Source organism: Collinsella aerofaciens, from assembly GCF_015561195.1.
Classification (GTDB): domain Bacteria; phylum Actinomycetota; class Coriobacteriia; order Coriobacteriales; family Coriobacteriaceae; genus Collinsella; species Collinsella aerofaciens_AC.
The window spans coordinates 13330-37920 of sequence record NZ_JADMSU010000012.1 but is presented as its reverse complement, the minus strand read 5'-3'; the positions used below and the strand labels follow the sequence as shown (position 1 = coordinate 37920).

At 60.1% G+C, this 24591-nt stretch carries 21 protein-coding genes; 6 read left to right on the top strand and 15 right to left on the bottom strand.

Translation table 11 applies throughout. The annotated features are described in order from the left end of the window. Window position 1: 1 nt before the first annotated feature. The 3 genes from I2H81_RS09365 to I2H81_RS09355 form a co-directional block, all read right to left on the bottom strand. On the bottom strand, window positions 2–1726 hold the full coding sequence (locus I2H81_RS09365) for an ABC transporter ATP-binding protein (RefSeq protein ID WP_229108170.1): 1725 nt from the start codon (window positions 1724–1726) through the stop codon (window positions 2–4). Further along, window positions 1726–2154 (bottom strand): MarR family winged helix-turn-helix transcriptional regulator, encoded by a 429-nt coding sequence (locus tag I2H81_RS09360; protein ID WP_195645359.1) that lies wholly within the window; start codon window positions 2152–2154, stop codon window positions 1726–1728. Before I2H81_RS09360 ends, I2H81_RS09365 begins: the two co-directional genes overlap by 1 nt. A 180-nt stretch (window positions 2155–2334) precedes the next feature. Further along, window positions 2335–2625 (bottom strand): hypothetical protein, encoded by a 291-nt coding sequence (locus I2H81_RS09355; RefSeq protein WP_006235631.1) that lies wholly within the window; start codon window positions 2623–2625, stop codon window positions 2335–2337. A gap of 294 nt (window positions 2626–2919) precedes the next feature. Between I2H81_RS09355 and I2H81_RS09350 the strand changes: the two genes are divergently transcribed. Beyond that, on the top strand, window positions 2920–3441 hold the full coding sequence (locus I2H81_RS09350; protein ID WP_195645358.1) for a nitroreductase family protein: 522 nt from the start codon (window positions 2920–2922) through the stop codon (window positions 3439–3441). Between the two features lie 227 nt (window positions 3442–3668). Here the strand turns inward: I2H81_RS09350 and I2H81_RS09345 are convergent, their stop codons facing one another. The 3 genes from I2H81_RS09345 to I2H81_RS09335 all read right to left on the bottom strand — a co-directional run bounded on the left by I2H81_RS09345 (window position 3669) and on the right by I2H81_RS09335 (window position 6854). Further along, the gene (locus I2H81_RS09345; RefSeq protein WP_195645357.1) at window positions 3669–4244 is read right to left on the bottom strand and encodes a hypothetical protein; all 576 of its coding nucleotides are present in this window, start codon (window positions 4242–4244) and stop codon (window positions 3669–3671) included. Window positions 4245–4328: 84 nt separating this feature from the next. Then, window positions 4329–5546 (bottom strand): helix-turn-helix domain-containing protein, encoded by a 1218-nt coding sequence (locus tag I2H81_RS09340; RefSeq protein WP_195645356.1) that lies wholly within the window; start codon window positions 5544–5546, stop codon window positions 4329–4331. A 273-nt stretch (window positions 5547–5819) separates the two neighbouring features. Continuing rightward, window positions 5820–6854, bottom strand: a complete 1035-nt coding sequence (locus tag I2H81_RS09335; RefSeq protein WP_195645355.1) for a YeiH family protein — start codon at window positions 6852–6854, stop codon at window positions 5820–5822. A 193-nt stretch (window positions 6855–7047) separates the two neighbouring features. Here I2H81_RS09335 and I2H81_RS09330 point away from each other — a divergent pair, with 193 nt between their 5' ends. Further along, window positions 7048–7749, top strand: coding sequence for a GntR family transcriptional regulator (locus tag I2H81_RS09330; RefSeq protein ID WP_050766156.1), 702 nt, complete (start codon window positions 7048–7050; stop codon window positions 7747–7749). 113 nt (window positions 7750–7862) lie between these two features. On the opposite strand, the gene glmS is transcribed toward I2H81_RS09330, so the two are convergent. After that, window positions 7863–9710 (bottom strand): glutamine--fructose-6-phosphate transaminase (isomerizing), encoded by a 1848-nt coding sequence (gene glmS / locus I2H81_RS09325; protein WP_195645354.1) that lies wholly within the window; start codon window positions 9708–9710, stop codon window positions 7863–7865. A 312-nt stretch (window positions 9711–10022) separates the two neighbouring features. Here glmS and I2H81_RS09320 point away from each other — a divergent pair, with 312 nt between their 5' ends. Further along, entirely contained in the window at window positions 10023–11135 is a 1113-nt protein-coding gene (locus I2H81_RS09320) for a LacI family DNA-binding transcriptional regulator (RefSeq protein ID WP_229108162.1), read from the top strand. A 113-nt stretch (window positions 11136–11248) separates the two neighbouring features. Here I2H81_RS09320 and I2H81_RS09315 read toward each other — a convergent pair whose 3' ends face one another. Then, window positions 11249–11899 carry an HAD family hydrolase gene (locus I2H81_RS09315; RefSeq protein ID WP_195645352.1) on the bottom strand — a complete coding sequence of 217 codons (651 nt, stop codon included), beginning with the start codon at window positions 11897–11899 and terminating at the stop codon, window positions 11249–11251. Between the two features lie 173 nt (window positions 11900–12072). Here I2H81_RS09315 and larE point away from each other — a divergent pair, with 173 nt between their 5' ends. Further along, window positions 12073–12951, top strand: a complete 879-nt coding sequence (gene larE, locus I2H81_RS09310; RefSeq protein WP_195645351.1) for an ATP-dependent sacrificial sulfur transferase LarE — start codon at window positions 12073–12075, stop codon at window positions 12949–12951. A gap of 783 nt (window positions 12952–13734) precedes the next feature. Here the strand turns inward: larE and I2H81_RS09305 are convergent. The 6 genes from I2H81_RS09305 to I2H81_RS09280 all read right to left on the bottom strand — a co-directional run bounded on the left by I2H81_RS09305 (window position 13735) and on the right by I2H81_RS09280 (window position 19730). Next, on the bottom strand, window positions 13735–14187 hold the full coding sequence (locus I2H81_RS09305) for a PTS sugar transporter subunit IIA (protein WP_055310174.1): 453 nt from the start codon (window positions 14185–14187) through the stop codon (window positions 13735–13737). A gap of 11 nt (window positions 14188–14198) precedes the next feature. Next, a complete protein-coding gene (locus I2H81_RS09300; protein WP_195645350.1) occupies window positions 14199–15137 on the bottom strand; it encodes a transketolase family protein in 939 nt (312 codons plus the stop codon). Continuing rightward, window positions 15137–15967, bottom strand: coding sequence for a transketolase (locus I2H81_RS09295; RefSeq protein ID WP_195361472.1), 831 nt, complete (start codon window positions 15965–15967; stop codon window positions 15137–15139). The genes I2H81_RS09300 and I2H81_RS09295 overlap by 1 nt, the downstream gene beginning before the upstream one ends. A gap of 63 nt (window positions 15968–16030) precedes the next feature. Continuing rightward, window positions 16031–16714, bottom strand: a complete 684-nt coding sequence (gene fsa / locus I2H81_RS09290) for a fructose-6-phosphate aldolase (RefSeq protein ID WP_006235616.1) — start codon at window positions 16712–16714, stop codon at window positions 16031–16033. 124 nt (window positions 16715–16838) lie between these two features. Continuing rightward, a complete protein-coding gene (locus I2H81_RS09285; RefSeq protein WP_195192740.1) occupies window positions 16839–18113 on the bottom strand; it encodes a class II D-tagatose-bisphosphate aldolase non-catalytic subunit in 1275 nt (424 codons plus the stop codon). Window positions 18114–18257: 144 nt separating this feature from the next. Then, window positions 18258–19730, bottom strand: a complete 1473-nt coding sequence (locus I2H81_RS09280) for a PTS fructose transporter subunit IIC (protein WP_195645349.1) — start codon at window positions 19728–19730, stop codon at window positions 18258–18260. A 415-nt stretch (window positions 19731–20145) separates the two neighbouring features. On the opposite strand from I2H81_RS09280, the gene I2H81_RS09275 reads away from it, so the two are divergent. Then, entirely contained in the window at window positions 20146–21156 is a 1011-nt protein-coding gene (locus I2H81_RS09275; protein WP_040359542.1) for a LacI family DNA-binding transcriptional regulator, read from the top strand. 119 nt (window positions 21157–21275) lie between these two features. Next, a complete protein-coding gene (locus I2H81_RS09270) occupies window positions 21276–22259 on the top strand; it encodes a DNA/RNA non-specific endonuclease (RefSeq protein WP_195645348.1) in 984 nt (327 codons plus the stop codon). 128 nt (window positions 22260–22387) lie between these two features. On the opposite strand, the gene I2H81_RS09265 is transcribed toward I2H81_RS09270, so the two are convergent. Continuing rightward, window positions 22388–24463, bottom strand: coding sequence for an elongation factor G (locus I2H81_RS09265; RefSeq protein ID WP_161160947.1), 2076 nt, complete (start codon window positions 24461–24463; stop codon window positions 22388–22390). Between the last annotated feature and the right edge of the window lie 128 nt (window positions 24464–24591).

The window sequence follows — 24591 nt, the reverse complement described above, 5'->3', positions numbered from 1 at the left end:
GCTACTCACCTCCCTTCATCTGCGATTCCGCGATGGCGCGGTACACCTCGCAGGTTTCCATAAGCTCGCCATGCGTGCCCAAGCCCACAACCTCGCCATCCTTGAGCACGACGATCTGGTCGGCGTGCAAGATCGTCGAGATGCGCTGCGCGATGATGAGCACCGCAGCGTCACGCGTCTCGTCTTGCAACGCATGACGCAGGGCGGCATCGGTCTTAAAGTCCAGGGCCGAAAAACTGTCATCGAAGATATATAGATCGGCATGCTTCATGAGCGCGCGAGCAATGGCCAGGCGCTGGCGCTGGCCGCCTGAAAAGTTCGTGCCGCCCTGCGCCACCGGGGTATCGAGCCCCTGCGGCTGATCGAGTACAAAGGTGCTCTGGGCAACCTCAAGCGCGTGAAGCATGTCGGTCTCGGTCGCGTCCTCGTTGCCAAAGCGCAGATTACTTGCCACGGTGCCCGAGAACAGCCACGCCTTCTGCGGCACATAGGCGATGTGTCCACGGATCTCATCTTGCGAAAGCTCGCGCAGATCGACACCGTCCAGGCGAATGGCGCCCTTGGTGGCATCGTGGAAGCGCAGCAAGAGCTTGGCCACCGTCGACTTGCCCGAACCCGTCGAGCCGACGATTGCGGTCGTCTGACCGCGACGACAGGCAAAGCTCAGGTCGCACAGGGTGTCCTCGTCGGCATCGTCAAAGCGAAACGACATGTGGTCGAACATGGCCACCGCATCGGCTTCGTCTTGGGGCTCGCGCGCCCCGTCATCCAGCGTGCGCTCGCCATCGACGATGCTCGGCTCAATCTCCAACACCTGCTGCGCACGGTTCAGGCACGCGGCAGCACGCGGAAGCGTCAGCACCACCATCTGGGCCATCATCACAAAGAACAGGATCAGAATTGCATACTCCAGCACCGCCGAGATACTCGCAATCTGCATGGCGTGGGCGCCTACGCGGTTGCCGCCCACCCACAGCACCGCCACCTCGGCGATGTTCATCAAAAAGAAGCTTGAGCTGTCGAGGCCCACAAACAGGTGGTTGACTTTGATGGCGTTGGCGGCGTATTCGCTAAACACCTCGTCCAGACGCCGTTCCTCGTGGCGCTCCTTGTTAAACGCACGGATGACGCGCACGCCCACAATATTCTCGCGCAGCACCACGTTCATGCGGTCGATAAAGCCCTGTAGGCGCATAAAGATCGGAGCCGCGTTGGCAACCGTAAAGACCGCCGCCACCAGCACAATCGCAACGACTACGCCCAGAAGCGTGCCCATGGCGGGATCGATAAACCAGGCGAATATGATGCCCGCCACAGCCAAAAACGGCACGGGCAGCACCAGCTGAATCGTCTGCAGAATCGCCTGCTGAATCACGTTGACGTCGTTGAGCGAGCGCGTGATCATCGATCCGGTGCCAAAGCGCTCAAAATCGCTGGCCGCGAGCTCGAGCGATTTGTCGTACACGGCATTGCGGATATCGCAGGCCACGTTGGCGGCCAGGCGCGCCGAAAGATAGCAGCCCAACACCGTGCCGCCGCTGGCCATGCCGGTCGCGATAAGCATGTACAGGCCGTTGCGTAAAATATAGTCGATGTCGCCCGTGGTAATACCGGTGTTGACCATGTTCGCCAGCATCGTGGGAACCAACAGCGTACCGACGTTATCTATCAGCACCGCAAACAGCGTCACCGCAATCAGACCGCGGTACGGCCTCATAAACCTCATTAAGAGTCGCATGTGTCCCCCTCGCCCTTATCGTCAGCCTCGTTCTCGGCGGCCACTTGCCGTTTAAATGCCTCGCACTCTTCGTTAAGAACATGGGAGAACTTACCGACCAAGCGCATGATCTCGCGCTGTTCCCACGGCTCGAGCGCCTCGAATGCCTGTTGCTCGGCTTTTTGCGCCGGCAACGCGTAGCGCTTGGCAAACTGCACGCCTTCTTCGGTCAGTCGCACAACCTTGTTCTTACGACTGCCCTCGGCAAACTCCAACGTCGCAAGCCCTCGCGCCCTAAGCGTCTTGATCGCCGAATTGATGGTCTGTTTGCTGTAGAACCATTCACTCGTCAGCCGACTCACGGCAACGCTTCCGCCCGCCGCACTCGTGTCGACGAGCATCCGGTCGAAATCGACCGGGCTAACTGCACTATTCATCTCTCCCACCATTCGATAGTCCGAGTTTTGACCAATTAATATCTCTACAATTAGTCCGAGTTTTGACTATCGTCAACAAGCTCGTTGTTTATGGTCGGCTCTACATAAGCATATCGACAAAAAAGACCGCCGGCGCGGGGGCGGCGCCGGCGGTTGCGAGAGAATATCGAGTGTTGGCTGTTAAGCAGCGACGGCCTCATAGACCGTAGCACCCGAGAAGCTGTCATGCAGGCTCTTGCCGGCAATCCACGGCAGCTCGACGACCTCGCAGACCGTGTTGACCAGCTCGGAGCAGTCAGTAAAGTGGCCCTTGTCGTTGAGGGCCTCGCAATCCTGAACACGCCAATAGCCATCGGTGTGCGTGATGTAGTACTCGTGATCGTTGATCGACACGAAAGCGCGCGTCTTGGAACGCAGCAGCTTCAGAAATCCTTCGAAATCGGTCTCGACGACATCTCCAGCCTGGAACATGATGTTACCTCCTGGCCCGGCGCCACCACGGCGCATTGATAAACGTTGGTACTCCTTTAGTAAAACCTTTATCAAAGGTTATGCGTTCGTCATTTAGGCAAGTGGTAAAAAAGCGCAGGGTAGACGGGATAAAACGTTTAACCATCCCATTTGTTTGTCACATTCTGAAGGTACTTTTATGCAAACCTACTTTCCCAATTGGAATCTATCCTTTTGGCCGGGCAATTGACCGTCTATCGTTTAAGCCCGACGGGTATGAACGGGGCATCTGCAACGCCACCGCAAGGAGACACCATGGAGACTATCGAAGCACTCATTCACCGCCGCAGCTGCCGCAAATACAGCAATCGTCCCGTCGAGGCCGAAAAGCTTGCACGGATTATCGAAGCCGGCCAATATGCACCGAGCGGCATGGGCCGCCAGCCGGTGACGTTTGTCGCCGTCACCGACCCCGCGACCGTCGAGCGTCTCTCACAGCTCAACGCCCAGGTCATGGACAGCAACAGCGACCCCTTCTATGGCGCCAAGACCGTTGTGGTGGTGCTGGTTGACCGCAGCGTGCCCACACATCTGGAAGACGGCTCGCTCGCCATGGGCAACTTGCTCAACGCCGCCTATGCACTGGGTGTCGATTCGTGCTGGATTCACCGCGCGCATGAGGTCTTTGACTCGCCCGAGGGCCTGGAGCTGCTGGCCAGCTGGGGCCTGCCCGCCGACGGCAACCTGCGCGGTGTCGGTAACTGCATTCTTGGCTACGCCGAGGACACGCTACCCGAGGCAAAACCGCGCCGCGACAACGTCGTCTACGTAAGGTAATTAGTTCCGCCGTTCTACCGAACGGCGGGCTCGTTGACGCTGCGCGGGCCGCATTCACGCCAATCTGACGTTCAATTTCGAGGGCGCGACCAGAAGGTCAGCGCCCTCTCATTTCACGTCACCTTGGCGCAAATGCGGCTCGCTCGCTTTTGGCGACTGACATCGAATGAGCCACTGTCTTGGGCAGCTAAAAAAGCCCGTCCCAAATTAGCTACCCCACTCGTAGCTTATATTGACGTCGCCGTTGTCGTCGTTTCGTTCGTCTGGGTCGTTTCGGCGTCGTTACCTTGCTCGCCTTCGTCCTTTTGAGCATCTGCGATGGTGGAGGCCGCCGCAACGATACCGCGCTGGGGCGCGACGCCCGTCTGGGCCTGAGCGCCCTCGACAACTTCTGTACCTACATGCGCGAGCTCGGGCGATTTAAACATTGCGTCCAAGTTGGCGCCACCGCCGGCGTAGCCAAGCGCAGCGAGCGCGATGACGATCACTGCAACGGCGGCCACGATCGGCACGTAGCGATGCCAGCCGGCGGGATTGAGCCCGCTGCGGCGAGCCGCCCCGCGGCTGATGTAGCCGAGCGTTCCGTCGTGCTTGAGCTTTGAGCCCACCACGCGTTTGCGGCCCCACAGCGAGGACTCTGCCTGCATTGCCAAGCGGGCGCTTGCCGAAGGATAGCCGTATTTAGTGCGCTTGAACGAGCCATCAAACCCCGAGGCGTGTTTGCCCCACGTCACCGATGTCGTGCGTCGGTTAACCGGCGCGGCGCTCCGCCTTCTGCGGCTCGGTTTTGAAGTCTCAGCCATATGCCCTCGCACGCCGTAACCAAATCGAAACAATAACGCTTTGGACTGTAGCACACGCGTCGCGCGCGGTCACGGGCGCCTCGCTCAACGGTCATCGTCCTTCAGCAAGCGCCACAGCGTTGTACGGCTTATGCCCAGCACCTCCGCCGCACGGGTTCGGTTGCCGTGGAGATGGTCTACAACTAGATGCGCGATATCTCGCTCGGTATCGGCCAGCGGTCGCAGGATATACAGGTCACTTTCGAGCGTCGGGGCGCCAAAGGTTGCGGTCTTAATCACGTCCTCTTGGGCGAGCACTTCCTCCGCCACAGCGCGGTCCACCGTGCCCGTCCCCGCCAATATATACAGTCGTTCCGAGACCTCGCGGAGCTGCAGATAATTGCGCGGCCAGCGGTAAGCATCGAGCGTCTTCGTCGCCGCGGCAGACAGCGTGGGTGCTGCTGTCTCAAATGCATCAGCGAGATATTCCAAATAGCGCGCAACCTTCGTCGACGCGGCTCCCTGCTCGGCGATTGCCGGCGCCACGCTCACCGCGCAGGCGAAGCGCTCGGTCACAAACGCGGCTTGATCACTTTCGCCGCCGCCCGGCATGTCATTCGCTGTCAGCACCACATGGCAGCGCGTCGCCAACGCGGTGTCGGTCATCGTGGAGACCAGCTCGCGGAGGCGCTGGGGGCCAACCGCGTTCCAGCCCTCAATGCAAAGGGTCAGCCCCGTTTGGAACAACGGCGATTCGGCGCTTTTGAGCACATAGCGCCAACCGCGCTCGGTGAGCTCATCGAGCGCAACGGAAACAAAGGGCTGACCGGCAAAAGGACCGTCCAGATAGAGGCGCTTGGCGATCTCGACCTGACCCGCTCCCAGCTCGCCCTCGAGCATAAGGGGCACACCGCGCGCGTAACTCTCTGCAACCGGCGCAGCCACCGAGGCCGCCCCCTCAACGATGCCGTACGCGCTCGATTCGTAGCGAGCCTCAACTTCGTCGGCGTTGAGCCACTCGATACCCGCATGCGCCGCGGCACCGCGCACCTCGCGGACCACGACGGCCCAAAGGCCCCCGCCCTCTTTGTCGGTGGGGCGAACGGTCAGGCTCAGGCGCGCACCCGCACGTCCCATAACCAGACGCGCGCCGTCTCCTATACGGTCGAGGCGCTCAGCGACAAAAGCCGCCACATCCCGCTCGAGCGCCGCGTCATTCATGGTCGAGATCGCGACGTCCCCACGCGCATCGATTGCCAATGCCGAGGCCCCGGCAGCAGCCAGGGCCTCGGTCAAGATGTTCAGCTTGGCATCGCTATCCATGATTTGCCCCTGTCCGCAGCGACGTGCAACCGTCGACGGTCGCACGACCGAGTGTTTCAAAATTGAACGATATTGCTCACCAAACACTATAGGGCAGAAAGCGCCGTCCTGCGAGTATAGGTGTTGCCCCGCATCGCCATCCTGGCGGGGCGATAAGAGCTCTTCGGGACTTATAAACCTGCGGACAAGCCATACCCGCAAGAGCTCCTATCGCTCCACCGCAGGCTTGCGCTCACCAGCACGCAGCACGCAGCACGCAAACAAGCTACTTCTCTACCAGATTCCCAGCACGTGTTGCATTCCCAAACTCATGCACGCAATGCCAATCCAGCAGCAAAAGCCCAGCGCGATGGGCTTGCCGCCCTTTTTGACCAGCTCGACGATATCGGTATTAAAACCAATAGCCGCCATGGCCATCACGATAAAGAACTTCGACAGCTCCTTGATGGGCGCCGTAAAGGACGCGGGAAGCTGAAGCACCGTGGTGATCACACTCGCCAGCACAAAGAACAGCACAAACATGGGAAACGCGCGTTTAAGCGAGAACGTGCTTTTGGCGTCGCCGCCGGCCTTGCGTGCTAGATGCATCTGCCAGCATGCGAGGACCAACGTGATGGGAATGATAGCCAGCGTCCTGGTGAGCTTGACCACCGTGGCGCTCTCGAGCACATTTGCGCCGGGATGCATGCTGTCCCAGGCGCTCGCCGCAGCCGTTACCGACGAGGTGTCGTTGATGGCGGTACCGGCAAACAGGCCAAAGCCCTCATTGGTCAGCCCGAGCATGCCGCCGAGCGTCGGAAACACGAGCGCCGCGATAACGTTAAACAGGAAGATGACCGAAATAGCCTGGGCAATCTCGCGATCGTCGGCATCGATGACGGGTGCGGTCGCGGCGATGGCAGAACCGCCGCAAATCGACGAACCCACACCCACAAGCGTCGCGATCTTGCCCGGCACGTTCATAACGCGGCAGAGCACAAAGGCGATGACGAGCGAGGTCGAGATCGTCGCCACGATAATCGGCAGCGACTGGGCGCCCTTGGACAGAATCTGGGAGAGGTTCATGCCAAAGCCAAGCAGGATAACCGCGTACTGCAAGACTTTTTTGGACGTATAGGTAACGCCGGCGGCGAGCGGTTCGCGACGATTCTTGGGAAAGACGAGCGCCAGGACCATGCCAAAAAGGATGGCAAATACCGGCCCGCCGACCACCTCAATCTGTTTGCCGAGCAACGTCGCGGGGATAGCGATGATCAGGCAGAACAAGACGCCTTTCCAGCGCTCGCGTACGATATTTGCCAGTTGCATATGGGATTCCTTCTTTCTATTTCACGTTTGCGACGGCTTATGATACGGCAACATTGAGCGCAGCCTTGCGCAAACACAGACTAAGATGCCGCAATAGTTCTCAGGCAACAGCCGAATTACCCACCGCGGAGAGCTGATTCGCGGCATAATTAACAACTGACATATGAGTTTGATAGAACAGTTGCGAGGCGCTATGGAAGAATCGATGCACGTCGGCGAGCAGGAAACGAGCCTACAGGACCAGTCCTACCACACCATTCGACGCAAAATCGTCTACCTGGACTACAAGCCGGGCGAAAAGCTGGGCGTCAAGCAACTTTGCGACGACCTAGATATGGGGCGCACCCCTGTGCGCGAGGCTTTGGTTCGTTTGGCGCAGGAAGGCCTGGTGCGCACCGTGCCCCAGAGCGGTACCTACGTCTCGCCCATCAACCTCACCCTTGCCGAGAGTGCCTGTTACATCCGCGAGCATCTGGAAAAGCAGGTGATCGTGGAGTGCTGCGCGCGCGCCACGTCGGCTGGCATCGAGCAGCTCGACCGCGCCATCGTGCTGCAGGAAAAGGCCATGGCCGAAGAGGATCGCATCGGCTTCTTTTTGAGCGACAACCTCATGCATCACATGATTTTTAGCATCGCATGTCGCAGCACCGTGTGGTCGTGGCTCGAAGAGACCAATGCCGACCTTGAGCGCTTCCGCTGGCTGCGCGCCGCCACGCAGGTTCTCGACAATCAGGACATCGTGAACGAGCACAAGCAGATTCGCCGCGCTATCGCCGGTCGCGACCCCATCGAAGCGAGCTTTTTGGTCAGCAAGCACCTGCACATGATGTTCCGCAACCAAACCGAGGTTCTGGACCAGTTCCCCGAGTACTTCGAGACCAGCAAGCTCCGCTAACCTGCCAAAAAGGGACAGGTTCATTTTGCAGATTTTATCTGGGCAAATGCAGAAAAGGCCCGGCTCCGTCTTGATGCGGAGCCGGGCCTTAGTCGCTAGAACGGCGGAACCAACTACTCTACCGTGACGCTCTTGGCGAGGTTTCGGGGCTGGTCGACGTCGCAGCCGCGCAGGATGGCGACCTCGCGTGCGAGCAGCTGCAGAGGAACGCTCGCCGTGATGGGGCTGAACACGTCGCGGACTGCCGGCACGCGGATGATGCAGTCGGCGATCTTGTTGATCTCCTCGTCGCCCTCGGTGGCAACGACGATGACCTTGGCACCGCGCGCCTTGCACTCCATAAGGTTCGACACGGTCTTGTCGTAGGTGGCACTCTTGGTGGCCACAGCGATGACAGGGAAGCCCGGGTCGATCAGGGCAATGGGGCCGTGCTTCATCTCGCCGGCGGCGTAGGCCTCGGCGTGCAGGTAGCTGACCTCCTTGAGCTTGAGCGCACCCTCGTAGGAAATAGCGGCACCCATGCCGCGGCCCACGAACAGCGCCGACTGCGCATCCTTGCACAGCAGGGCAGCCTCATGCACGGCCTCGGTCTGGGTATCCAAAATCCACTGGATCTGCTCGGCAGTATCGGAAAGCTCGCGGAACAGCATGCGTGCCTGTTTGGTGGTCAGGCGGTACTTGACCTGCGCCAGCAGCAGGGCCAGCAGCGTCAGGCTCACAACCTGGCCGATGAAGCTCTTGGTCGAGGCGACCGCGATCTCCTTGTTGGCCTTGGTGTAGATGACGCCGTCGCTCTCACGCGCCACGGGGCTGCCCACCACGTTGGTGATGCCGAAGACCTTGGCGCCCTTGATGCGCGCGTCGCGAATGGCGGCAAGGGTGTCGGCCGTCTCGCCCGACTGAGACACGGCAACGACAAGCGTCGTCGGCGTAATGATGGGATTGCGATAGCGGAACTCGCTGGCCGCCTCCACCTCGGTGGGGATGCGAGCCCAGCCCTCAATGAGATTCTTGGCAATGAGGCCAGCGTGATAGCTGGTGCCGCAAGCGATCACGTAGACGCGGTCGATGTCGTTGAGTTCCTCGAGCGAAAGGCCCAGCTCGTCGATGTCGAGCTCGCCGGCCGGCGTCATACGACCAACCAGCGTGTCGCGCACGACGCGCGGCTGCTCGTGAATCTCCTTGAGCATAAAGTCGGGATAACCGCCCTTTTCTGCCATGTCCAGGTCCCAGTCGATGTGGGTGACCTTGGGCTCGATAACGTTGCCGGCCTCGTCGGTGTACTCGACGCCTGCGGGCGTGAGCTTGGCAAACTGACCGTCCTCGAGCACCACGACATCGCGGGTGGCGTCGATGAGCGCGATGACATCGGAAGCAACATAGGAGCCGGTTTCGCCCACGCCGACTACGATCGGGGAATCCTTGCGGGCCACGGCGATCACGCCGGGCTCGTCAGCGCACACGGCGGCCAAACCATAGGCACCGACCACGTGGGTGCAAGCCTCGCGCACGGAGGCCATCAGGTCGTGCGCCTCGGCATAAGCCTCTTCGATCAGATGCGCGAAGACCTCGGTATCGGTCTCGCTCTTAAAGTGGTGGCCGCGACCCTCCAGCTCTTCGCGCAGCTCGGCGAAGTTCTCGATGATGCCGTTGTGGACGATGGCGATACGGCCGTCGCAGCTGGTGTGGGGGTGAGCGTTAACGACGGAGGGCTTGCCGTGGGTGGCCCAACGGGTGTGGCCGATACCGCAGGTAGCGTCGCTGTCGATGTTGGAAAGCTCGCTCTCCAAGCCCGCGACCTTGCCCACGCGGCGGATGACGTCGAGGTGCGCCGCGGCGCCCTCGCCCACCTCGAGCGCGACGCCCGAGGAGTCATAGCCGCGATACTCCATACGCTTGAGGCCCGTGACCAGGATGTTCTTTGCAATATCAGAGCCGGTGTAGCCGACGATTCCGCACATAGGATAAATCCCTTCGTTCGCGTGACTGCAAGACGTCCACGCACAAGGGGCGCTGAGACGTATAACGTTCGAGTATTGTACTCACGCAAACGCAAGCTGATATACCAGAAGTGGTATCTCAACTTAGATACCACTCGATGCACACACGTCCAGCCGGTCCAAACCACCACAAAGGTGCCTGCCCCCTTCGTGGTGGTCGCGCTGGCAATAGCGTTTGCCCAGATAAAACCTGCCAAAATAAACCTGTCCCTTTTTGGTAGGTTTGGGATGCTACAATCTGGCTTGTACTTGAAACGCATCAAAGGGGCCGCTATGGCAAAGGTAAAAATCAGCGACGTCGCGCGCGAGGCCGGGGTTTCGTTGGGCACGGTTTCCAACGCGCTCAACCACCCCGAAAAGCTGCGCCCCGAGACCCTCAAGCTCATCAACGAGACCATCAATCGCCTTGGCTACCTGCCCAACCAAAGCGCCCGTCAGCTCGCAGGCGGCGCCACCAAGTCCTTTGGCCTGGTGCTCCCCCGTCTCGATCACGGCTTTTCGCTCCAAATCGCCAGCGGCGCCCACAACGAGGCCCGCAAGCACGGCTACGACTTGCTCATCGCCAACGCCGATAACGACGATATTCTAGAGGACCATTACCTGCGCTACTTTATGGGCACCCAGATGTCCGGCGTCATGGTTCAGCCCATGGCATCCCCCGACTGGCACCCCGCCATGACCAAGATGCCCGTGCCGATCGTCCATCTGGACATCCATTGCTCCGAGCCCGGCTACTACGTAGCGGCCGACAACGAGGCCCAGGGTCGCATCATTGCCGAACTTGCTATCGCCCGCGGCGCGCACCATATTGTCGTCGTCGGCCGAGCAGCATTTATGCAACTCACCCTGCGCGTCCTTGGCATTCATAAGGCGCTCGCCCTGCACCGCGATATCAAGATCGAAGTCATCGACGCCGGTGAATGGAATACCGCTGCCGACGGCTACGGCATCGGTGCCCAAATCGCCGAGCGCCCCGCGGACGAACGTCCCGATTTTGTCGTCGGCCTGACCGATGTGTTGGCCTCGGGCGTCGTTTCGGCACTGGTCGACAAGGGCATCTCTGTCCCCGGGCAAGTACGCGTGGCCGGATGCGACGGCAACCCGCTCGCTTGGAGCGGATCGGTCCCGCTCACTACGGTAGCGCCCCCGGGCTACGAGATTGGCCGCAAGGGCGTTCAATTGCTCATGGAGCAAATCGAGAACAAGGCCCCAGCAAAGACCAAGCATATCCGCGTCGGCTCTACAGCGCGCACCGTCACCGCAGTCACCGCCGCCGAGGACATCAACCGCCAAGAACTGGTACGTCCGTTCCTGCTGGAACGCGCCAGCACCCAGGCAAGCAGCCAGACCGGCGCCACGGCCATCAACCTCGGTGCGTATCTATAGCACGCCCGCAAGTATGCTAAGTCGTCGCTCAAGCAAAAGAGGCCCGACCATTGCCGGACCCCTTTTGTTTAAGCGCAAACGTAAGCAATTGCTCGTTTCAACGCCGCAATTGTCTAGCGCACGGCCTTGACCGCCGCCGCCAGATTGAACAACGTATCGAGCACGGCCTCGCAGCCATCCACCACGTCCTGCGGCAGCGGCACGATATCGGGGACGGCAAAGACGTGGCAGCCGGCCGTAATGCCCGAGACGCAGCCGTTGCGCGAATCCTCGACCACGGCACATTCCTCGGGAGTAAAGCCCGCGCGCTCGCAGGCGAGCAGATACATCTCGGGGTCGGGCTTGCCATGCACGACGTCCTCGCCACACGTTACCGTTTCAAACTTGTCAAAAAGACCGACCATCTTAAGGTTGCGCTCGGCCGTAACGAGGCGCGACGACGTCGCTAGGCCCACGTGATAGCCCGCAGCCAACAGCTCGTCTATGCACTCGGCAGCGCCGGCCTTAAGCTCCAGATCGGTCTTGACCATCTCGTCGCGAATCTCCTTGTGGCGGACATAGATCGCCTCGGCGGTCTCGTGGCTGCCGTAATGCTTATCGAGGATGTTCATGACATCGGGTAGCGTGCGACCGATAAACTGATGGATCAGCGCTTCATCAATCGCGAGCCCCAGCTCAGCGGCGCCTGCCTTCCAGGCCCTAATCCCCAAACGCTCGGTATCGACCAGCGTTCCATCCATGTCAAAAATAACAGCCTTGATCATATCGGTCCCCCATCGACTCTCGCTGTCGCATTGCCGCAACTCTACCGCATTTGACAACTTGTATATAACGTATATACCATATTGCACTTTCGTTACACAGATAGAAGTCTTATGGCAAGTAACGCATTAGGATTATAGTTTTCAATCGAGTACTCAACGATAAGGATCGTTTCATGATTTTAGACACCACGGCACCCGCAGAGGAGCTTCAAGACAAGCTATCGGCGCTCGAACAGCTGCTTTTGGCATACGGGCGCGTGGCTATCGGGTTTTCCGGCGGCGTCGACAGCAGCTTTTTGGCCGCCGTATGCGCCCGCATCATGCCTACCAATACCCTCCTCGTCCATCTCACCACGCCGCTCATCGGCACGCCCGAGCAGGCTTCGTTTGAGCGGTCCGTTGATGGACAAGCCAATGAAGGACCGCATTTTAAACTCCCCGTGCTCAATCTTTCGGTGGATCAGCTGCAGCTCCCCCAGGTAGCCTGCAACGATGCCAATCGCTGCTACCACTGCAAGCACGCCGGCTTTACCGCCATCGTCAACCACGCCAAGTCGCTCGGCTTTCCCACCGTCATCGATGGCAGCAATGCAAGCGATCGCGGTGACTACCGCCCCGGCATGCGTGCGGCAAAAGAGCTCGGCGTACGCTCCCCTCTCATGGAGGTCGGCTTTACCAAGGACGAAGAGCGCGAGCTGCTGCGCGCATGGGGCTATCCCGTTTGGAACCTGCCGGCGGGAGCATGTCTTGCCACCCGCGTCCCCACGGGCGAGGAGCTTACACGCGAGAAGGTCGATTTAATCCGCGCCTGCGAGGATTACCTGCACGATCTTGATCTGGCACAGGTACGCGCGCGCTTGATCGGCGGCTGCATGCATATCGAGGCCGCACCCGCAGATGTCGCCAAGATTGCTGCCCTCGGTGGCAACGCCGTCGATGCCGAGGGCAAAACCCCGCTGCCCGCCGTTATCAAGTCCGCGCTGCGCGAACTGGGCTGCGACCATATCTCCCCCGAGGTCACCCCCTACATTCACGGCAACATGAACCTTTAGATTACGCCGTTTTACAAACGGCGTAACTGCTCGGCGCTGCGCGGGCTCCGGGCACGGCAATCTGACGTTCAACTTCACGGGCGCGACCAAAAGGTCAGCGCCCGCTTGTTTCACGTCACCTTACCGCACCCGGAGCCCGCTCGCTCACATATGCTCAACCTGGACTGCGTTAACTGACCTGTCAATAAGGGACAGGTTTGTTTTGGCAGGTTTTATCTTGGGAAAATATCGCGAGGCAGTCGCCCCTCTAGCACCCATCAAACTTCGAGAGACGATAGAGGGGCAATTCGGCTGCATCTACTTCTTCCGATAGCGGCGGTTGCGGCTCGTCGATGAACCCATTACTTCGATGAGCCCTTTATCCGTCATTTTTGGCAGATGGTAGCTGACGGACGAATTTTGGCATTCCGTCTCTCTAAAACAAGGCGCTTATCTCTCTAACTTTAGAGAGATAAGCGCCTTGTTTTAGAGAGACATTAAGAGAGATGTATCGAATTCGCTGCTAGATTGCCTAATGCTATCTCTCTAACCAACCTTCTCTTTAGAGAGACATTTAGAGAGATGAGCGCGACCTCTCTAATCAAGGGCTCCACTCTTTAAGGTGCACACTTCCTAACCGTGCCCTAAGTTGCGGTGAAATAACTCACGATTAGCCTGCCAAAAAGGGATAGGTTTATTTTGGCAGGTTTTATCTGGGGAAACGCAAACAGGGCCGCGACACCTATATGGCGTCGCGGCCCTTTTCCTTGGAGAAGGATCGATTGATTGAACGGGATGACCGTCCTAGTCTTCGAGTCCGCTATTGATGAGCTCCGCAATCTCAACGGGATCGGTGCTCGCGCGCACCTTGTCGCGGAAGCCGGCGTCCATCAGCATTACGGCAGCCTTGGAGAGCAGGCGCAGATGCGTGGTTCCAGCCTCGCCGGCAGGCACGTACAGCGCGAGCGCAACATCGACGGGCACCCCATCGAAGCTCGGCCATTCAACGGGCTCGGTCAGTTTAAGCACGGCTACGCCCGGCGTGTGGATCGCGTCGCTTTTGGCATGCGGAACGGCAAAACCGGCGACAAGGCCGGTCTCGGCCTCGTTCTCGCGAGCAATGAAGGCGGCCTCTACGGCAGATGCGTCATCGGCAAAGCCGAGCTCGATGGCCTGCTCGGACAAATAATGTAGGGCGTCCTCGCGCGAGGCGGCGGTATACCCGATTGTCACTTGGTTGGCAGATACAAATCCCATGGAAACCTTCCTTACAACACGGACCTGACCGCAGCTTCGATGCCGTCGGCGTCCAAACCGTACTTGTGCAGCAAATCGACCGCAGGGCCGGACTCGCCATACACATCGCGCACGCCGACGCGACGCATCGGCGCCGGATGCTGCTCCGCGAGCACCGAGGCCACGGCCTCGCCAAGACCACCGATAATCGAATGCTCCTCGGCAGTGACCACACGACCGGTCTTCTTGGCGCTGGCAACCACCAGGCGCTCATCAAGCGGCTTGATCGTGTGCATATTGATGACCTCGGCATCGATACCATCGGCAGCGAGCGCCTCGGCAGCCTCAAGCGCCTCGGCGACCATAAGGCCACAAGCGATGATGGTCACATCGGACCCCTCGCGCACAACCACGCCGCGACCAATCTTGAACTCATAGTCCTCGTGATCGTTGATGACCGGTGTTGCCAGGCGGCCGAAGCGCATGTAAACCGGGCCCTCAAACTCATAGGCGGCGCGCACGCAAGCGCGAGCCTCGATGTCATCGGCGGGAACGATTACCGTCATACCCGGGATCGTGCGCATGAGCGCGATGTCCTCGCAGCACTGATGCGTGGCGCCGTCTTCACCGACCGAGATACCCGCATGCGTGGCACCGATTTTGACGTTGAGGTGCGGATAGCCAATGGAATTACGCACTTGTTCGTACGCACGGCCGGCGGCGAACATGGCAAAGGTGCTCGCAAAGGCGACGTGGCCCGTGGTCGCAATGCCGGCGGCGAGCCCCATCAAGTTGCTCTCGGCAATGCCGGCATCGTAGAAGCGCTCAGGGTGCGCAGCCTTAAACTTACCCGTCTGCGTAGCGGCAGCCAGGTCGGCATCGAGCACTACAAAGTCATCGTGCTCATTGCCCAACTCGACGAGCGCCTCGCCGTAGCTTACGCGCGTGGCGACTTTTTTGACCTCTGCCATTAGAGCTCCTCTCCTGCTGCCGCGAGCTCGGCCATGGCCTGCTCAAACTGTTCATCGTTGGGCGCCTTGCCATGCCAGCCAACCTGGTTCTCCATAAAGGAGACGCCTTTGCCCTTCACCGTCTCGGCGATGATAGCGACGGGCACGCCGGTCACCTCACGAGCCTCAGCGAAAGCCGCCTCAATCTGCGCCATGTCGTTACCGTCGGCGAGCTCGATCACATGCCACTTAAAGGCGCGGAACTTGTCAGCGAGCGGCATGGCCGAGTTGACCTCATCGATCGTGCCGTCAATCTGCAAGCCGTTGTGGTCGACGACGGCAACAAGATTGTCGAGTGCATGGTTGCCGGCGAACATGGCCGCCTCCCACACCTGGCCTTCCTCGCACTCACCGTCGCCCAGCAACGTGTAGACACGGTAGCCGTCGCCCCAGTGCTTAGCGGCAAGCGCCATTCCAACTGCAGCAGAGATGCCCTGACCGAGCGATCCGGTGGACATATCGATGCCAGGGGCGTCGTTCATGTTGGGATGGCCCTGCAGTCGGCTGCCAATATGGCGGAGCGTCTCGAGCTCTTCGACGGGAAAATAGCCGCGATTTGCCAACACCGAATACAGGCCCGGCGCCGCGTGACCCTTGGAGAGCACAAAGCGATCGCGATCGGCCTTGTGAGGGTCGGCAGGATCGATATTCATTTCCTCAAAGTACAGATACGTCATGATGTCGGCAGCACCGAGCGATCCACCCGGGTGTCCCGACTTGGCCGCGTGAACCGCAGTCACGACACCCTTCCTGACCTCATTGGCGACCTTCGCCAGCTCCTGGTTGGTCATACGAATTCCTCTCTTGAGAACAACCCCGGCACCGGATGACGCGATGCCGGGGCAATCCACTCGTTAAGCCTGAGCGACGACCTTCTGCCAGTCAGCCTCAAAAGAGGCGAGGCCCTGGTCGGTCAGCGGATGATGCAGGCACTTCTTGAGAGCGGCCATGGGCACGGTCGCAATATCGGCACCGAGTAGCGCGGCCTGGGTCACGTGGTTGGGCGTACGAACCGAGGCGGTGATGATCTCGACGGTGTCGTCGACGTTCTTGCCCGTCCAGTCGTAGTTCTTAATGCAGGTCACGACGTTGTCGAGCTGCGAGATACCGTCCTCGGCGATGTCGTCGAAACGACCGACAAACGGGCTGATGTAGCGAGCACCGGCGTTGGCGGCCATAAGGGCCTGCGTCGGCGAGAAGACGAGCGTCATGTTGACGCGCACGCCAGCATCGGCCAGCGCACGGCAGGCGGCAAGGCCGGCCTCGCACACGGGAAGCTTGACCACGATGTTGGGGGCGAGGGCGGCAAGGCGCTTGCCCTCCTCGATCATACCCTCGGCAGTGGTCGCGGTAGACTCGGCGGACACGGGCAGGCCCTCGCAGAGCTCGGCAATCTTGAGCATATGCGGCTCAAAGTCGGCAAGCTTGCCGCCGGTCTTGGCGTACAGGGACGGGTTGGTGGTAACACCGGCCAGGCAGCCCCAGCTCTTGGCCTCGGCAATCTCGTCCAGATTGGCGGTATCGATAAAGAACTTCATGGTGAACCCCTTCAAAGGAAGCTAAAACTCAAAAGAATGGGACAAAGGGACTGCCCCTTTGTCCCATGTGCCGGGCCTGCAGCTGGGACATGCCCCAGGCCCGGCGTCGCGTAGGAAAAGCTACTTACTCGGCAAGAGCGGCCTCGATGCGGGTCGTGACGCCCTTGAGGTTAAGACCGACGACGTACTGCTTGATCGGGCGCTTGATGTGCTCGATGACAAAGCGCTTGCCGTCGATGTCCTGAGCGGCGAGGTTGCGGTAGAGCTTCTCGACCTGCTCCTTGACCTCGGGATCGTTGAACGCATAGTGACCGGAGACATCCAGGATCTTCAGGCTGAGCTCATCGTCGGCAAGAATGTCGTCGACCTGCAGGTTGACGTCGTCGCCAGTCATCCACTTGCGCCAGCGCTCGGTCTTGATAGCCTTGACCAGCAGGGTGTGATACAGGTCGGAGGGGTCATCGCACAGACCGTTGTCGACCAGGATCTGCTCGGTGGCGCAGAGCTTGAGGTAGGCGCGGGTCTCCTCGGTGCCATACTGCGGAGCAACGTTGGAGGCGGTCACGTGTGCCGGGATGTGCTCGAGCAGCGTCGCGTCGTCCAGATAGTCGGCGTTGTGCTCCTTCAGGCCCACGCCGTAGCGCTTAGCCATGTCGGCGAGCTCGCGGGCATTCTTGAAGTTGTAATGGCCGACCTGCTCGGTCCAACGGGTGAGCGTACCGGTCTGGCCGACGATAAAGGTGGGCATGGGGCAGCCGCGCTTCTCGAGCTCGGGCTGCAGCTGAGAAATGAACTCCTCGTACTTATCGGTAGAGGTCAAGCCGCCATTGGTCTCCTCGGTACCGACCTCATAGGCAACCTCGGGCAGGTTATGCTCGCGACGGTACTGCTCAAGGTAGTCGATAAGATCGATCGTGCGGCGAAGCACCACGTCGAGCGGAATAACCTTGCCGATCTGATAGGGGTCCTTGGTGGGGTCGACCATCAGCAGGTCAAAGCCCGCCTCCATGTCGGCGACGAAGGACTTGCGGGCGAGCTCCATGGCCTCGTCCTCGGGCAGGTGGGCGTTACGCTCCTCGTCGCGCTGCCACGGACCGCCGTGATCTCGGCACAGGTAGTACGGACCGGTGTAACCCACCTCGTCGGCGACCTTCTTGATGTCGGCGGCAAAGCGCGTCTGGTCCCAACCGTTGACGTAGCCGGCGCCCATCTCGTCCATATCGACCTGGTTGCGGCTAGCAATAAACATGGGCGGGAAATCCTCGTCCTTGGCAAGCTCGAACACGGCCTGAATCAGGTTGGGGCTCATGGGGCCAATGCCGACCATGGTTGCGTGATCGCCGCTATCCTGCAGCTTGAGCATGCCCTGAACGGCCTGACGGATGGTGAGGTTGGACATTTTGTTCTCCTTCTCCAGAGGATTTTTGACAAAAGTTCCCTGGGACCCAGATGTGGGCCCTATCAGTACGGATGGATTTTGTTGTGTAGGGGCGGTTGTGCGGAGTCAAATCCATCCCTCCGCACAACCGGAGTCCTTAAAGGTTTACTTGGCCTGCTTATCGAGCGTGGGCTTCATGGCAATCAGGATTGCAGCGGCGACCACGGCGCCAATCACGATGTCCAGGCAGAACAGCGCGACGTTGTTGGTGGCAAGGGCGACGATAAAGCCACCGTGCGGGACGTAGCAGTCGATACCCTGGAAGGCGGCGAGCGCCGCGCCCACGGCAGAGCCGATGCAGATGCCGGGCAGGGTGTGGCCAAGGTCCTTGACCGCGAAGGGGATAGCGCCCTCGGTAATGCCGATGCAGCCCATGAACAGTGCGGAGATACCCATCTGGCGATCGGCGTCATCGAACTTGCTCTTGGCGATGAGCGCAGCAAGGCCGCAGGCAATCGGGGGAATGGCGACGGCGACGCGGAACATGCCGTTGGGGCCATAGATGCCGGAGGCCATGATGGTCATGGTGAAGGTCGAGGCGGTCTTGTTGATGGGGCCACCCATATCGAAGGCGGTCATAACGCCAATGACCAGACCCAGGACAACTGCGGAACCGCCCTGCAGGCTGCCGAGCACGCCGGTGAGCCAGTCCATCACAAAGCCAAGCGGCGTGGCCAGGATGTAGATATAGGCCATGCCCAGGACAAGCGAGGTCAGAATCGGGATGATCAGGATGGGCATGATGGTCTGGATGGTGCTGTTGACCTTCCAGGTCTTCATCCAGCGGACAAAGTAGCCGCAGATGACCGCCATGATCATGGCGCCCAAGAAGCCGGTCGAAACGCTGTTGCCGTTAGGGGTAACGACTGCGTTGTTGACCAGGTAGCCCAGGACAAAACCGGGGGCGAGCGCGGGCTTGCCGGCCATCGAGTAGGAGATGTATGCCGCAAGCACCGGGATCATCATGGAGATGCCGGCCATGCCGATGGTGTTAAGGCTCACCATCAGCGGGTTCGTAACCTCCATGCCGTTGGCGCCGGCGGTACCGGATGCCAGCGAGAAGGCAAGAAACACGCCGCCGATAACGACGATGGGGATAAAATAGGAAACGCCGGTATTGAATGCATTGAGCAGCGTCTTGCCAGGATCGGCAAAGATAGACTGCTTGGACGCCGGTGTCGGGGCCTGCGGGGCAGCGGAGACGGCCTTCTTCTCTGCCTTGGCCTCGGCCTTGGGCGCGTCAACGGCGCCACCCGTCGCCTTGATGATCTCAATGGCCTGGTCGATGATCTTTACCGGATCGGCGATTACATCCGAGGTGCCGACCTTCAGGAACTTGCCCTCGGCCATCTTCTGCTCAAAACGGTCCTCGTTCTCGACACCCACGTCGACGGACTCCAGGACCAGGTCGGCGGAGTCCACGTCTTCCTGCGTGAGCTCATTCTCGATACCCAGGCCACCCTGAGCCTCGACCTTGCACTCGATGCCACGGGCGGCGCATTCATCCTGAATCGCCTTCTGGGCCATATACGTGTGGGCGATACCCACAGTACAGGCGGCAACGCCTACGATCTTCATTGCTTCCCTCTTTTCATAGAGTTGCGTGCGCAAGACACCGTCTGCGGAGGCCTCCGGAGCATCCCCTGCCGTTTGGACTTGCTGTCTTTTCGACAAGAACAATATAGGTGCTCGTTTTTCTTAATGCCAGCTTATTTCGGTAAACGCGCAGGTCAGAGCGTTGGTTATGCGATTTAGTTATGCGTTTAACCAAAAATGAATCCTGCGATTTTGCCCTCGATTTCAAAAGTCAAGAAGTATTTGATTTTCTCGGTAGACGGCAGATGCGCATGCCGGTCACAAATTTCGACCCCACCCGTATGCCGCATTTGTTGCATACTCATATGAAAGGAAAAAGCCGCTCACCGAAGCGTATCCTTCACCAAGACTCAAAGTCATCATGTTGGAAAATGCTCATCTGTCGGAAGGAGTCGCTGTGGCAAAACAGCGCGTTACGATCGCAGACGTCGCTCGAGAGGCGGGAACCTCGACGGCAAGCGTCTCGTATTACCTCAACGACAAACGAGAAAAGCTTAGCGAGAAGACGCAGAACAAAATCGCGCGCGTCATTAAGGAACTCGGATACGTTCCCAACGCCCAAGCGCAGACGCTCACCGGCAAGCAAACCCACGTCATTGCCATCATCATTTTGGATAACACCAACAAATGGGCGGGGCTCGTTCTCAATGGCATGGAGCAGGTCATGCTCCCCGCGGGCTACCAGACGGTCGTTTGCACGAGCAACTTTAACCCCGAGACCGAGCTCATGTACGTCGACAAGATGCTCTCGCTGGGCGTCGATGGCTTTATCATCCAGCCCACGGCAAACTTCAAAGCCGTGCATGACCGCATTAGACGCGCCGGCAAGCCGGTCGTCTTTTTCGATGCGGCCATCTATAGCCCAGGTACCAGCTGGATCAAAACCAACCTTTACGACGGCGTGTACAACGCCACACAGGCACTCCTCGACGCCGGCTACGAAGATTTCTTTTCCATTGCCGCCAACATGACCGAAATGCGCACCCGCATGGAGCGTTTTCAGGGGTATGCCGAGGCGCTGGCAGCGAACGGGCAGCTCTACAAAGCGATTCCCATCGATCACAACAAGCCGTCAATCAACGAGCTCACCGAATACTTTAAATTCAAGTTCAATCCCGCCAAGCGAACCCTTATCTTCGTGCAAAATCAGTGGGCACTTCCCCGTGTCTACAAGGCCCTCCAGCCAATGGCCCATCTGCTTCCGCAGCAAATCGGCCTTTTGGGACTCAACTGCGAAGACTGGACTAATCTCACCACACCGACCGTCTCCACCATCATCGAGCCCGTCGACCAAGAAGGTCGCGAAGCAGCCGAGATGCTGCTCGCCCTACTTGACGGAAGCAGCGAACCCGGCGAGCAGCGCATTCTCGAGTGCAAGCTCAACTGGCTCGACTCCACCTCGATCTAGACCGCGGAACAAATGAATCAGTAGCGTTTGTCTCAAATCTTAAGTATTTGTTCGACAGAACGGCCCTTGCCGGCTCCTGCTAGACTGGTAGATTCCCAACCGTCCATCCAGGAGCCTCAATGTCGCGCAAGCCCGCCTACAAGCAAATACTTTCCATCGGCACCACCGTGGTGCTAGGGTTTGCGCTGTTTACGGGATCGCTCGACGGGGCGCCCAAGCTGCTGTCGCCGCAAAGCGATGAGCAAGCGGCGGCTCTGGCCGAAAAACAAAACGAGAGCCCCAGCCGCACCGACGACGAGGCAGACCTGGTTGCCCGGCTCGAATCGGGAACGGCGAGCTCCCCGGACCCTCAAAACGGCCAGGACTCTGGCGATGGCTCCGATTCCGCCGCAACCGACACCGATGACGACGTTTCCGCGGACAGTGCCGCCACCCCCATCGACGAGGTCGAAAACCCCGACCTCAACCGCGCCCGCGGTGTTTATCTCAGCAGCATTCCCGACTACGCCGGCAACCCCTACGTTGCCCTTCGCGCCGACAGCACGCACCCGCTCGGCACACCATCATTCACGCTCGATGAATACGAGCGCGCTACAGAAGAGGGCTGCTTTAAGAAGTTCTCCAAGCTCGACAGCCTGGGCCGCACCCGCAAAGCACTCGCCTGCGTGGGCCCCGAATCACTCGGTCAAGGCGAGCGCGGCGATATCTCGCGTATCCATCCTGCCGGTTGGCACCAGCAGCGCTACGACTTTATTCCGGGCCAGAGCCTCTACAACCGCTGCCACCTTATCGCCTGGTCGCTCTGCGGCGAAAACGCCAACCGCAAAAATCTCCTCACCGGCACGCGCTATCTCAACGAAACGGGCACGCTGCCGTTTGAGGAGCAGATTCTCGGCTACATCCGCGATACGGGCAACCATGTGCTCTACCGCGTCACGCCCATGTATAACGAAGAGGAACTTGTCTGCCGTGGCGTGCGCCTTGAGGCGCAATCGATCGAGGACCACGGCAAGACCCTCTGCTTCCACGTGTACTGCTACAACCTGCAGCCGCATGTGCAGATCGACTACGCCACCGGCCGCAACCAGGCCTCGGGAGACTAGGACCGACCAAGCTGCCCCGAACCTAACATGATCCGTTTTCCTCTGTCCCCCAGGGATCAAAAAGGGCCGCCCTGGATTGCCCAGAGCGGCCCTCGCATCGGCATGCATGTTGCAGGCAAAATCACGCGTTACTTGGCGCGACCCTCCTCATAGCGCTCGACCAGCTTGGCCTGAACGTCATAAGGCACCTGCTCGTAGCCAGCGGGCTTCATGGTAAAGTCGCCCGTGCCGCGCGTGATGGAGCGCAGGCGCGTCGAATAATCCGTCAGCTCTGCCAGCGGCGCCTGGGCAATGACCACGGTGTCGCCGCGCTCATCGGTCTCCATACCCGTCACGCGACCGCGCGATGCCGAGATGTCGCCCATCACGGCGCCGGCGTAGCTCTCGGGGATAGTCACCGTGATTTCCTCGATGGGCTCCAGCACCACCGGGTCGGCATCGGCACACGCCTTGCGCAGACCGATGCGGGCCGCCGCGCGAAACGCCATCTCGTTGGAGTCGACGCTGTGATACGAGCCGTCGTACACAGCCACGCGAATGCCCGTGAGCGGGTAGCCGGCAATGATGCCGTCCTTCATGGTCTCCTGGACACCCTTGTCCACGGCGGGGATCAGCGAGCGCGGAATACGGCCACCTACGACCTCGTCCACAAACTCATAGCCATCGCTCGTGCCGTCGGGCCCAATGAGCGGCTCAACGCGCAGCCAGCAGTCGCCATACTGACCGGCACCACCGGTCTGCTTCTTGTGGCGGCCCTGAGCGCTCGCCGTGCGGCGGATGGTCTCGCGATACGGGATGCGGATCGGCACGCTCTTGGCAACGACCTTGGTGCGGTCCTCCAGACGGTTGAGCAGCACCGAAACCTGCGCCTCACCAACGGCGGAGATAATGGTCTGGCCGGTCTCCTCGTCGCGGTCGATGCTCATGGTCGGATCGGCCTTGCAGGCCTTCTCGATAAACGTGTAGAGCTTCTCTTCGTCGCCGCGATTCTCGGCCTCGATGGCAATGCGGTACTGCGAGTTGGGGAACTTAAACGCCGCAGCCTCGACCTTGCCGGTAATCGAGAGCGTATCGCCCGTCTCGGCCGCCAGCTTGGGCGCCACGATGATGTCGCCGGCATAGGCGTGACCGACCTCGGTCATGTCGCGGCCGCACATCACATACAGGTGAGCCAGACGGTCGCCCTTGCGCGTGCGCGCGTTGACCAGCTCAAGGCCCGGCTCAAGCGTACCCGTCAGCACCTTAATAAAGCTGATGCGACCCTGCTGCGGATCGGCCAGGGTCTTAAACACAAACGCCACCGGACGGTCATCGTCGCTCGAGATCTTGAGCGAATCGCCGTCGATAAGCGGCATCTCGCCGTAGTCGGTCGGCGCCGGGAAGTACGTCGCAATGTCGTCCATCAGCGAGTTGACGCCCTGCTCCTTAATGCAATCACCCGCAAAGACCGGCACAAAGATGCGCTCGGCGATCGCCTTCGACAGCAGGCCCTCAAGCTCCTCCTGCGTCAGCGTCTCCTCGCCTTCCAGGTACTTCATCATCAGCTCATCGTCAGCCTCGGCCACCAGCTCGCACAGATGGTCATGGGCCTCCTCGGCCTGGGCACGATACTCCTCGGGAATCTCCGACTCAACGGCTTCGGTGCCGTTGCAATGGCGCGCCTTCATGCGCACCAGGTCGATGATGCCGTCAAAGTCCTCGCCCTCGCCCCAGGGAAGGGTCACGGCGCCCAGGCGCGTGCCAAAGCGCTCCTGCAGCAGGCCCATCGTGGTCGCAAAGCTGGCCTCGGAGCGCGACAGGCGGTTTACGAACACCGCACGCGCCAGGCGCAGGTCCTCGGCGGCATACCAGAGCTTAACCGTCGTAGGCTGCGGGCCGGCCTCGGCGTCGACCACAAACAGAGCCGTCTCGCAGACGCTCATCGCGGCAAAGGCGTCGCCGATAAAATCGGGGTAGCACGGGGCATCGAGCACATTGATGCGCGCGCCCTTCCAGTCGATTGGCGCAATGGTCGTCGAGATGGAAAACGCACGCTTAACCTCTTCAGGGTCATAGTCGAGCGTAGGCTTGGTGCCGTCGTGGCCGCCCAGGCGGGCGGTCTTGCCGGAAAGGTGGAGCATGGCTTCGGCGAGTGAAGTCTTGCCCACCCCGCCTTGGCCTACGAGCACCACGTTCCTTACGTTACCGGTCTTGGGAGCACCCATGATGACCTCCTTGCAGGGCCGCGCGCATTGCGCGACGCCAACGGGGAGAGTTCGCGGTCGGTGCCATCCCGGGAGCAGCATGGTCGGCAGCCGAGCCGACTCACCCTCCAAATGTCCTATGCCACCAC

Bases quoted from the DNA above. Each gene is read 5' to 3' on its own strand.
- I2H81_RS09365 (WP_229108170.1), bottom strand. From the start codon at position 1,726: ATGAGGTTTATGAGGCCGTACCGCGGTCTGATTGCGGTGACGCTGTTT.
- I2H81_RS09360 (WP_195645359.1), bottom strand. From the start codon at position 2,154: ATGAATAGTGCAGTTAGCCCGGTCGATTTCGACCGGATGCTCGTCGAC.
- I2H81_RS09355 (WP_006235631.1), bottom strand. From the start codon at position 2,625: ATGTTCCAGGCTGGAGATGTCGTCGAGACCGATTTCGAAGGATTTCTG.
- I2H81_RS09350 (WP_195645358.1), top strand. From the start codon at position 2,920: ATGGAGACTATCGAAGCACTCATTCACCGCCGCAGCTGCCGCAAATAC.
- I2H81_RS09345 (WP_195645357.1), bottom strand. From the start codon at position 4,244: ATGGCTGAGACTTCAAAACCGAGCCGCAGAAGGCGGAGCGCCGCGCCG.
- I2H81_RS09340 (WP_195645356.1), bottom strand. From the start codon at position 5,546: ATGGATAGCGATGCCAAGCTGAACATCTTGACCGAGGCCCTGGCTGCT.
- I2H81_RS09335 (WP_195645355.1), bottom strand. From the start codon at position 6,854: ATGCAACTGGCAAATATCGTACGCGAGCGCTGGAAAGGCGTCTTGTTC.
- I2H81_RS09330 (WP_050766156.1), top strand. From the start codon at position 7,048: ATGGAAGAATCGATGCACGTCGGCGAGCAGGAAACGAGCCTACAGGAC.
- glmS (WP_195645354.1), bottom strand. From the start codon at position 9,710: ATGTGCGGAATCGTCGGCTACACCGGCTCTGATATTGCAAAGAACATC.
- I2H81_RS09320 (WP_229108162.1), top strand. From the start codon at position 10,023: ATGGCAAAGGTAAAAATCAGCGACGTCGCGCGCGAGGCCGGGGTTTCG.
- I2H81_RS09315 (WP_195645352.1), bottom strand. From the start codon at position 11,899: ATGATCAAGGCTGTTATTTTTGACATGGATGGAACGCTGGTCGATACC.
- larE (WP_195645351.1), top strand. From the start codon at position 12,073: ATGATTTTAGACACCACGGCACCCGCAGAGGAGCTTCAAGACAAGCTA.
- I2H81_RS09305 (WP_055310174.1), bottom strand. From the start codon at position 14,187: ATGGGATTTGTATCTGCCAACCAAGTGACAATCGGGTATACCGCCGCC.
- I2H81_RS09300 (WP_195645350.1), bottom strand. From the start codon at position 15,137: ATGGCAGAGGTCAAAAAAGTCGCCACGCGCGTAAGCTACGGCGAGGCG.
- I2H81_RS09295 (WP_195361472.1), bottom strand. From the start codon at position 15,967: ATGACCAACCAGGAGCTGGCGAAGGTCGCCAATGAGGTCAGGAAGGGT.
- fsa (WP_006235616.1), bottom strand. From the start codon at position 16,714: ATGAAGTTCTTTATCGATACCGCCAATCTGGACGAGATTGCCGAGGCC.
- I2H81_RS09285 (WP_195192740.1), bottom strand. From the start codon at position 18,113: ATGTCCAACCTCACCATCCGTCAGGCCGTTCAGGGCATGCTCAAGCTG.
- I2H81_RS09280 (WP_195645349.1), bottom strand. From the start codon at position 19,730: ATGAAGATCGTAGGCGTTGCCGCCTGTACTGTGGGTATCGCCCACACG.
- I2H81_RS09270 (WP_195645348.1), top strand. From the start codon at position 21,276: ATGTCGCGCAAGCCCGCCTACAAGCAAATACTTTCCATCGGCACCACC.
- I2H81_RS09265 (WP_161160947.1), bottom strand. From the start codon at position 24,463: ATGGGTGCTCCCAAGACCGGTAACGTAAGGAACGTGGTGCTCGTAGGC.